7 protein-coding genes and 1 pseudogene are annotated in these 8,472 nt (G+C 39.5%); all 8 read left to right on the top strand.

Going from position 1 to position 8,472, the window contains the following annotated elements:
- Window positions 1-408: pseudogene (locus AC27EF_RS11655) on the top strand (hypothetical protein); the annotation flags it as partial.
- On the top strand, window positions 408-1,616 hold the full coding sequence (locus AC27EF_RS11650) for a lysozyme family protein (RefSeq protein WP_487110954.1): 1,209 nt from the start codon (window positions 408-410) through the stop codon (window positions 1,614-1,616). The pseudogene AC27EF_RS11655 and the gene AC27EF_RS11650, both read left to right, overlap by 1 nt.
- 13 nt (window positions 1,617-1,629) lie before the next feature.
- The gene (srtB, locus tag AC27EF_RS11645) at window positions 1,630-2,319 is read left to right on the top strand and encodes a class B sortase (RefSeq protein ID WP_487110952.1); all 690 of its coding nucleotides are present in this window, start codon (window positions 1,630-1,632) and stop codon (window positions 2,317-2,319) included.
- 9 nt (window positions 2,320-2,328) lie between these two features.
- Entirely contained in the window at window positions 2,329-2,601 is a 273-nt protein-coding gene (locus AC27EF_RS11640; protein ID WP_487110950.1) for a hypothetical protein, read from the top strand.
- 52 nt (window positions 2,602-2,653) lie between these two features.
- A complete protein-coding gene (locus AC27EF_RS11635) occupies window positions 2,654-3,520 on the top strand; it encodes a helix-turn-helix domain-containing protein (RefSeq protein WP_487110948.1) in 867 nt (288 codons plus the stop codon).
- An 87-nt stretch (window positions 3,521-3,607) separates the two neighbouring features.
- The gene (locus AC27EF_RS11630; RefSeq protein ID WP_487110947.1) at window positions 3,608-3,736 is read left to right on the top strand and encodes a hypothetical protein; all 129 of its coding nucleotides are present in this window, start codon (window positions 3,608-3,610) and stop codon (window positions 3,734-3,736) included.
- 167 nt (window positions 3,737-3,903) lie between these two features.
- On the top strand, window positions 3,904-6,726 hold the full coding sequence (locus AC27EF_RS11625; RefSeq protein WP_487110945.1) for a zincin-like metallopeptidase domain-containing protein: 2,823 nt from the start codon (window positions 3,904-3,906) through the stop codon (window positions 6,724-6,726).
- Window positions 6,727-6,853: 127 nt separating this feature from the next.
- The gene (locus tag AC27EF_RS11620; protein ID WP_487110944.1) at window positions 6,854-8,182 is read left to right on the top strand and encodes a phage replication initiator YdaU family protein; all 1,329 of its coding nucleotides are present in this window, start codon (window positions 6,854-6,856) and stop codon (window positions 8,180-8,182) included.
- Window positions 8,183-8,472: the final 290 nt, after the last annotated feature.

The following is an 8,472-nucleotide window of genomic DNA, read 5'->3' as shown; positions in this document are numbered from 1 at the left end:
CATGCCTCTTCCTTGAATTCGATACTGTACGTCTGTGCCATAATTCTTCCTCCTGACTTTCTGGATAGATTATACCACTCGTTCTATGTGTCTATCAAATGGGGTATAAGGCATGAAGCCGGTCTGATGATTATTAGCCATAGCGTGGTGGATTTTTTGGATGAAAAAGTCAAAATGTATGGACAGGCGCTTTTGGATACTCCTTGTTATAAGATTTTGTTTGGAACGGATGGAAAGAATTTGGAAGAAACGGATCATCTGTATAATCTGACGGAGGCAGAAAAAGAACTCTTAGAGTCGAAACGTCGCGGTCACGCGTTATTTATGATTGGGTCCAAACGATTGCATGTAAATTTTGAGATTCCGGATTATAAATGGGAATATTTTGGTACAGCAGGAGGAAGATAATGGTATCACATCATGTATATATGCTGCTTCAGCAGCTGATAGATCAGGAGAAGCGAAGACGAATGTTATTATTGATATTATCACCGCTTCTTTTTTTATTGGTTGTAATGATGTCGGCCAGCGATATGGGAACCACGAGCGGTGTTGCGGCGTCACCGTTATCTGCTAAGGTAGAGCAGTGGAGACCTACGGTCGAAAAGTATTGTAAAAAATATAAAATGGATGGATATGTTGACTTGGTGCTGGCATTAATGCAAGTGGAATCCTCGGGAAATGAACCGGATCCAATGCAGGCAGGGGAAGGAGCATACTGGGAATATTGTGTAAAATCAAAAGATAAGAATGGTGGGCATAGTCACTGCTTAAATGGAATTCCCAAGGGGCATGGGGAATGTAGTATTAATGCCGGAGTTCAGGAACTTCGTGATGCTTTAAAGGCTGCAAATGTAGAAAGTCCTTATGATATCGATCACATTAAAGTTGCAATTCAAGGATACAATTATGGCATGAGCCGGTGGATTTCATGGATTAAAAAGCATGGAGGCAAGTATACTCTGGCTTTAAGTCAGCAGTACAGTCGTACAGAGATGCCGGCAGGTGCAAAGGGAACACCGGATCATGCGGAAAAGGTTATGAAGTACTATTCGATTGCCACCGGAGATTCTTCAGCAGAAGTTTTATTGCTGGATGGAAATAGTGGTTTAAAAGTTGTTTATTATAACCAAGGGGATGCTGCATGGAAGTCTCTGCCATATAGCACGAGTACCATCGGCGATAGCGGGTGCGGACCGACGAGCATGGCTATTTGCATTTCCACGTTATCCGGGAAAAAAGTGACGCCAAGGCAAACTTGCACCTGGGCAGGAAACCATGGGTACTATGTCAAAGGTTCAGGTAGTATGCATAGTGTCATTCCTGGACTGGCAAAACAATATAAAGTGAAATGCAAAGGGATTGGAAAAAGTAAAACAGAGATTGTAAAGGCATTGAAATCTGGGAAGCTGGTTGTTGCAATCATGGCAAAAGGACACTTTACAGATGAAGGACATTTTATTGTTTTAACTGGAATTAAGGATGGAAAAATTACAGTGGCAGATTGTGGTTCCAGAGCAAGAACAAAACAAACATGGTCGTTAGATTTGATTGTAAATGAAGCACGATCCGGGGCAGATGCAGGAGGTCCATTCTGGGTGATATCGAAAAAATAAAAGGGGGACGGATATGAAGAAATATATATGGAATGGGCTGTTGCTTCTTTGTATGATCGTAATGCTTTACAGTATTTCTCAGATCATTTTAAAGAAAATGGAATATCGGAAAGCACAGATGGAATACAAAGAATTAACCACAGAAACCTTTCAAAAAGAAAGAATTGATTTTGAAGCGTTAAGAAATAGGAATCCTGATATTGTTGGATGGATCAAGATACCGGGCACAAGGATTGATTACCCAGTGGTTTGTGGAAAAGATAATGAAGAGTATCTTCATAAAACTTTTTCAAAAAAGCAGAATCGCTCTGGGTGTATTTTTTTAGATGTGAATTGTAAAAAGGATTTTTCCAGTGACAACTCTGTGATCTATGGACACCATATGAAGGATAGGAGCATGTTTGCAGAACTGGTCAAATTTCGTAATCCGGCCTTTGTAAAACGGCACAAACGAATTCTTTTGTATCTTCCGGAAAAAACGCTTTCTCTTTCGGTGGTTTCGGCATATGCTGCGGCGCCGAAGGTACTTCCCATTGAATTTTCAAGCATTAGAGAAAAAGAACGATGGAAGGCAGAGATCTTAAAAAGCAGCGAAAGTGTCAAAGGAAAAATCAAAGGAAATGTGTATACGTTTGTAACATGCAGCTATGAAAAAGAAGATTATCGCACTTATATTCATGCGGTGAAAACAGAAGGAAAATAGGAGGAAATTATGAAAGAAAAGAGTCACAAGATGATATCTGCGATTGTTGCAGCTGTCATGATGTGCATCGTTATTATCGTTGCGATCATTGCAAATCAGCCGGAAAAAGAGAACTCAAAATCTCAGCCGGCACAGACCGAAAGAAAAGCCAAGGAGACGGAGCAGGAAGTCAGTACGGAAAGTACCGAAGAGGAAATGACAGAAGCACCAAAAGATACTTCCGATTGGGAAATACATAAAGCACAGGACACAACACCGGACACCGGAGCTGCAATCGAGTAAACCACGGATAAGAATAAGGACTGCAAATTGAGATAGAAGGGAGGAAAAAACGATGGATATGTTCAGAAGTTTCCAAGCTGTGATGGCGGACGATCAGATTACAACTGCCGGAAAATGTGTCTTTATTAATCTGTTAAGCCGTATGGATCGAAAAGGATATTGTTATCCGGCAGTAGCCACCATGGAAAAAGAGACGGGATATTCTGAACGTACCATTCAAAGACAAACAAAAAGTTTAGCTCAAAAAGGATATATTGTAACAGTAGAGCAGAAATCTATGGGGAAACAATTTAGCAATCGTTATTATTTGGCGCCAATAGAGCAAGAAACGGAACTGTTTTTTTTCAGTGATGTCGATTTAAGAAATAAAATTTATGAAACCGCTGTGTTTCAAAATTTTTTGATGCAGCAGGAAGTGAGAGTGAAGATTCCTTATAAGAACTACTGTATTCAAAGAATTTTCCGGACGATGAATTTTAATAAAATTGAAAAATTTTTATTATCTTATTTTACATTAAAAGCAGATCAGGAAGGTTTTATGTATTTTTCAATCGAAAGACTATGCCGAATGTTAAAAGTATCCGGTGATCGGCTATGTACAGTATTGAAAAGTTTGAATTATAGAAATTTTCTGGAAGTTACGACTTCGATGATAGATGGGGAATCTGTTGTTTTGCTTCGTTTAAAACTGGAAAAATTTGGATTATCTAAATTCGTTAAGAAAAAGTACAAAAAGAAAAAAGAGGGACGTACACTCTTTGTTTGGATTTTATTATATGCTTTTGAAGTTTGGATGGCAGAAAAATGGAAAATACAGAATTTAATTTGTCTTTGGAAGAACCTTAATTCCTTATTTATCTATGAACAGAAGGTCGGATTACATTCTTTATTTCGCAATGTCACCCTAAGAAAACAATAATAATTATAAAAAACTAAAGGTAAATAACTGAAAAAAACAATTGTATTATATGATTTAGATATCTAAATCATTTAGAAGGGAGATGGAATGATGACAGCAGAAGAAATAGAATATTTAAAAGAGCAGTTGGGAGTCGATGATGATTGGGATTTGGATGTGCCGGAAGAAGACCTGATCGGAGAAGAAATTAAAAGTTTGGAACAGGTAAACTTGTAAATGAAACAGGATAAGCAGATGCTGTCCTGTTTTTTTAGTGTAATAGCGATGTGCTAAGTCCGGGTTTACCAAAGTCTTTGGCGATCGCTTAAAATCCCGGAATGTGCCGATCTTCTGGCACTTCCGGTGATTCTCTACAAAAAAGCAGTGGAAAGGAGAAAGAAAGTATGGCATTATCGAATAAACTTGTGATAGATTCAAGACGGGAGTTTGTCAATAAAATCATTGCCGAGATTGAGAATGGGGTCCGTCCGTCGAAGGCCCTGTGGAGGGAAAATATTTCACAACGTCCTTACAATCCGTTAAGCGGTTATCAATATCGTGGCGGAAATTGTGCGAGGCTTATGTATGCAGCGAATGAAAATGGGTATAAGGATCCACGATGGCTGACATTTCGACAGGCATCCGATGCAGGATATCATATCAGGAGAGGAGAAAAATCTGTACTTTTGGAAAAATGGATTTTTGAAAAGACGGTGCGGGAGGAAAATGAACAGGGTAAAATTGAGGAAATCCATAAACAATTGGAAAACCCCATTTGCAATTATTTCCGAGTGTTTAATGCAGAGCAAATGGATGGGATAGAGCCATTACCGGAGATTGTGCCGATGGAGCATAATCAAATGCTGCAAACGGCCGAAGACTTTATAAAATCCAGCCAATGTGCAATTCTGGAATTGAAACAGGATCGCGCCTTCTATGATCCAAAACAAGACCGTATCGTACTGCCTCCAAGAGATTATTTTAAAAATCAGGAGTCATTTCTGTCTGTATTACTTCATGAAATGAGTCATTCAACAGGGCATGAAACAAGACTAAATCGACCTTTGATGCATCGCTTTGGAACAGAAGAATATGCCAGGGAGGAATTGAATGCAGAACTTTCTTCCATGTTTCTTCAATTGGATTTAGGGATTGAATTAAAAGGAGAACTCATGGAAGATCATGCAGGGTACCTTTCATCGTGGATTCAAATGTTAAAAAAAGATCCAAATATTCTGTTTCAGGTGGTGAGGCAGGCAGACCGAATTTCAGAATATTTGATGGAAAATTATGAGCAGCACCGGATAAAAGAACAAAAGCAGGAAAGAATCCAAAGTGTTTCAGAAGAAAAAACAATGGGGACAGATAGATCGTTAAATTTTTTAATGGAGCCACAGGTTACGATTCTTTGGAGCGAAAGCGGGGAATTGGAAGCCGGAGAAAAACTTCCGTTCTCCAAAGCAAATGAACTTTTCGGACAACTGGACCGGGAAGCTTCCGCAGGGCAGGGGTATGATAAAACCAAATTTCAAGTGGAGTATATGTTTCATGGAGAAATGGATCACTATGAAGGACGGCAAGACTTTGGAGATGGAGATGGGACCTTGATTCAGCACATGCAATCTTTTTACGAATTTTATCTTCAGGATGAGACTTGGAAGAGGCATGTGATAGATTTGGGAGGAAAAGAAGCCTGGGAAGAGGAAAGCGGGAAAATAGAAACTTTCTTAAATGAAACGATTCCATATCTGAAGCTGCATTGCAATCTTTCTCAATTGGAACAAAGTGCCAGAGAGCATCTGAATGCAGGGGAAGCTTTGACAGCAGGAGAGACGACGTATTATCAGGCGTTGTTAAGCTATGTAAGAGATGGACGTGAGATGCTAAACCGAGGGGATTATCAGCTTCCGGAAGTGCCGCAAATGCGGAACCAACGAAAACCGGCTGCAGAACAACCGGAGATTTTGGATACAGGCAGACAAATGGAAGAAGCTGCGGCTGCAGATCAATCAGCTTATGCAGGTCAGGGATCTGAAAATCCGGTAAGCTATTATCCGATTGATGAATCAGGGGCGAAACTTGCGAAGGAAATGAATAGCTTTTCAGATTATGAAGCAGGAAGTGCCACGTCTGAGTATCAAAAGCTGGTGAACCGGGCTGCGGAAATTGCCAGGAATCAAAAAGAACAGGTGGATCCGATATATCATCTAAAGATTGATGCTCTCGTGGATCGTTATGCGCGAAAGCTTGCTGAAAATATGAATCGGCAGTTTGAAATTGATGCTCGTATGCCCTCTGTGTTGATTTCCGGAGGTGGAAATTTGTCTGTCAGGAGAAAAGAGAAACAGAATGCAGCACGTTATAAAAACGCTCATGAACGGGAGAAAATTGATCACATCTTGCAGAAGATTCAGAGTACAGGAAAGGGGGGAATTTCTGCAGATCGTCCCGATGCTGTTCTAAAGCTGCAGCAAAAGCTTGAGAAATTGGAAAAAGAGCAGGCGATGATGAAAGCAGTCAATGCGTATTATCGAAAATACAAAACTTTGGATGGTTGCCCAGAACTGACGAAAGATCAGATAAAACAGTTGCAGCAAGAAATGGAGCATCCATGGCATAGAGAGGAGAAACCCTATGCAAGTTTTCAACTATCGAATCATAATGCGAATATCCGACGATTAAAGCAAAGGCTGGAAACGCTGACGGTTCATCAAAGCATGAATTATCCGGAATGGGAATTTTCAGGAGGCAAGATGGTAGCAAATAAAGAAGTAAATCGACTGCAGATTATATTTGATGAAAAACCGGAAGAGACCACACGATCAGAACTGAAAAAGAATGGATTTCGATGGTCCCCTAAAATGAAAGTATGGCAGCGACAGTTAAATCAAAATGCCTATCGTGCCGCAAATCATATTTCGGCAATTCAACCGATAACGGGAGAAAAACCTTCTCAATTATACCAAAGGCATTTGGAAAAAGAAGAGAATGAGAAACCATTGATCTCTGAGGATGAAGTTGATCTTGATCAAGAAAGAGAAGTGATTGTGAATGAAGCGGCAGAATATGGTTTCACACCAGAGGAATTCAAAAATCGGATATTAAAATCGCAGCCGACATTGGAAACAGACAGCATAAAGCATTATGATACAGCCACGTTAATTCAAAATACCGTGGCTACTTTGGATGCGAATGCAGAACAGGATGTTAGTTTAGAAATAGAATGATTCGGTGATTACGAAACGATAGCAAAGTAACCGATCAAACGTATTCTCATCATTCTATTAAGAATCTTGTAGAAGATGAAATTTAAGCGGCAAAAAAGAAGATTTACCGGAAAAGGAGAATGATAAAATGGCAAAAAAAGAATTTACAAATATGCAGATGTTGGAAATCAAAAAAGGAATTCAAAACGGAATTGACACAAGTGTATACAACAATATTGAGTATCAAGCGGAGCAAATGAGAGAAATTCGTTTGGGAATGGAGCAGGGAGTTGATGTATCGAAATATTTAAATCAGAAATTCAACCAATATGAAATGGAGCAGATTCGATTAGGACTTGCACAGGAAGGATTTGAACAATACATTGAGAAAGGATTTCAAGCGGATCAATTAGAACAGATTCGGCTTGGCTTAGAAAAGGGTATTGATGTATCACAGTATGCGGTGGGAAGTTATCAAGGGAATCAAATGGAACAGATTCGACTGGGTTTGCAGACAGGGTTGGATGTGACACAGTTTAATCATCCGGCAATGTCATCCGGACAAATGCAGGAAATTAGGCATACTATGATGGTTCATGACGTGTTGGATAAAATTAAGGAACAATTAAAAAGAATATTGGACACTTTTCTGCATACAGCAAAATTGTACATATCAATACCGACAGAAGAAGTAGGAAATAAAATGAATCCTAAAATCCGGGAAATTTTGTCTTCCAGAGCAGAAGAGATTGTAAAGGAAAAGGTATTGGAACTGGAGACACAAAAAGAACCGGAAAGTGCAAAGGAAGTTGTGGAGTATGTAGAAAAAGAATTGAAAAAAGAGGAAGTGCAGGAACAGTTTCTTTCTGAACCTGTTTTGACGGAAATGGAAGCAGCAGCACAAGAAGCATTGGAAGAATATGCAGAACAGCAGGAAGAGCGTCGCAAACTTGTGGAGGAACAGCAAATGCAAATACAAGAAGAAATAAAGCAACAACAGGAGGTAATTCAGTCAGAAGAACAAAATCAAGAAGGGCAGACAGAAAATCAGGAACAAGAAGAGGAAGAACACGAGCCGATCTACCATGAAGATCCGAAGTTAAATGATGCAATGAAAGATTATGTACTGTTTCGAAAGGAAATCGGGAAACCGCTGTTAGATGTTCAAATTCATGCAACCTTATCTTATGTAGCATCGATGGAGCCCGACACAGAAAAACAGGCACGGATATTAAATCAAAGTGTAGTCAATGGGTGGGAAAAATTATATCCGATCAAAGAGCAGAAAGACTATCAGGGGAAATATCAAGGGAAGCAAAAACAAGCACCAAATCATGGTTTTACAGAACGAGAATATGGAAAAGATTTTTATGATAACTTAAATAAAAAATTAATGGGGAAACAATTAAGGCTTGAAGAACCTATACTGGAGGGAAGTCAAGAAGCGGAAATCTGTGCAGAAGAATTGGAAATATAATTTTGAAAATAACTTCGGATCCGCCGGGTCCGAAGTGGATCTGCGGGTACATATTTTCTTTTCAGTAATAAACACCGAACCCGACAGGGAACAAAAACTATGAGATAAACAATTCGGATTTTAATTTTGAAGTTGAAATGAGACCACAAGCGTAAAAATTTTGGTTTTGTGCTATAATGTGAAATAAGGAAAGCGTAAAACTTCGGACCCGGTGGGACCGAAGTAAAGAGAAGGAACTTCGGACCCGGTGGGACCGAAGTAAGGAGAAGGAACTTCGGACCCGGTGGGAC

The sequence above is a fragment of the Anaerostipes stercorihominis genome (genome assembly GCF_057535655.1).
Note: the sequence above shows the minus strand (reverse complement) of the source record. Positions and strands in the feature narration are given on the sequence as shown.